The following is a 1,788-nucleotide window of genomic DNA, read 5'->3' on the forward strand; positions in this document are numbered from 1 at the left end:
GGACACTGTTGGTAAATAGCTGGGCCCGCTGAGTCCCGCCGCTCTCAAGCGGCGGGACTCAGCCGTTCGAAGCGGGAGACGCGGGTTCCGGCGCGTGGTGTGCCGGTGATCCAGGCGTCGAGCCGGGTGAGGTTCATGGCAGTTGCGGTGTAGAGGTGTTGGAGGCTGGTCTTCGGCTGTCCGAGGTAGCGGGACCGGCGAAGCCCGAAGGCTCGGACGCCCTGCGAGATGGTTGCCTCGATGCCCTGACGGTGCTGGTAGACGCTCTGCCACTCGGGATCCTGCTGGTCAGCGCGATTCTGCCGGATGGCGTCGTGCGCGTCCCTCTCCCGCAGCATGATCTCCCGGCCACGGCCGAGCTTCGAGGGGGCACAGGTCCGAACGTCGGGGCAGGCTCGGCACACGGACGACTCGAACCGGACCCGGACCACCGGGATGCCGTGCGAGGAGATGCGGGGGTACCACGTGTCGGCGACCTGGCCGTTGGGGCAGGTCACCCGCTTCTCGTCCCAGTCCACCGTGAACGCCTCGGTGGTGAATCGGCCGGAGGACTGGACAGCCTTGTTCTTCTGGATCGGTCCCACCAACTTGGAGTCCGACTGGTGGGAGGCCGCCAGGCGCTGGGCGTCCACGTAGTTGGCATCGACCAGGTGCACGGCGGGCAGCCGGCCGCGGGCTCGCAGGTCGTCGCGGATGGCATCGGTCATCCTCATGTCGCTCACCGACGCGTCGGTGGTGGCGACGTGGGTGATCAAATTCGGGGCGTCCGACTCGCATGTCTCGGTCAGCTGCACCGCGTAGCCGGTCCAGGTGCTGCCGCGCTTGTTGCCAGCGCGGGCATGCGGATCGTACGGGGAGAACGGTCGTAACCGGCCCGGGGGCACGTTCTTCGCATCCCTCAACGACACCTGTCCGTCGAGGACTTGGTAGTTCTGCACCCAGGTCTGCCGCAGGAGCTCGACCGCCTGAAGTGAGCGTGCCTCGCTCGGCGCCCGGGGCGAGAAGACCGCTTCCAGCAGGCGTGTCCCGTCGACTCCTGCCTGCTGGGCCCACTCCCGGCGCTTGGCCGTGCTCCGGGGCAGCCTGGACTCCTCCACCCGGTGGCCGTAGCGGTCGAACCACTCCGGGACGGCCTGGGTGGTCAGCCACTCGGGGACCGCCGCTGCGAGCGCGTTCAAGGCCGCCCGCAGTGTCTCTCCGAGCATCTCCAGGTGGTTGACCGCCCGGATCGCCGCCAGAACCTTGGTGGAGTCGGTCCGGGCCCGCCCCGCCGTCTTCAACAGGCCGCGTTCCCGGGCCGCCCGAAGTACCTGCTCAAAGATCTCATCAGCCATCCGCCCTTCCACCAGGCGGGCACGGAACTCGCTGAGCACCGAGAAGTCGAAGCCGGTGGCCATCAGCTCCAGCCCCAGCGCGTACTTCCAGTCGATCCTGACCCGGACCGCTTCGGCGGCCTGCCGGTCCGACAGCCCTTCGGCGAACTGCAGCACCGTGACCAGCGCCAACACGCCCGGCGACACCGCAGGTCGGCCCCGGCGAGGGAAGAGATCCGCGAACGCCTCACCGGAGAAGACGTCTCCGAATTCGTCGCGCAGCCTCATCGCCAGCGTGCCGTCCGGACACACCGCCCGAGCCACCCGCACGGTCTCCGCCGGGATCTCACCCAGCCCGCTCTCCCGCAGCGACACCGACACCCTCCCCAAACGCAACGTCGGTCCTCACCACCCACAACCAGGTGGCGAAGACCGACGTCACGGCCGGGGCCCAGCTATTTACCAACAGTGTCCG

At 68.7% G+C, this 1,788-nt stretch carries 1 protein-coding gene; it reads right to left on the minus strand.

Annotated features, from left to right (window positions below):
* Positions 1-44: 44 nt before the first annotated feature.
* On the minus strand, positions 45-1,688 hold the full coding sequence (locus IQ279_RS27470; RefSeq protein ID WP_206352032.1) for an IS1182 family transposase: 1,644 nt from the start codon (positions 1,686-1,688) through the stop codon (positions 45-47).
* Between the last annotated feature and the right edge of the window lie 100 nt (positions 1,689-1,788).

Origin of the sequence: Streptomyces verrucosisporus (genome assembly GCF_017114865.1) — a bacterium.
In the GTDB taxonomy this organism is placed as follows: Bacteria; Actinomycetota; Actinomycetes; order Streptomycetales; family Streptomycetaceae; genus Streptomyces; species Streptomyces fenghuangensis.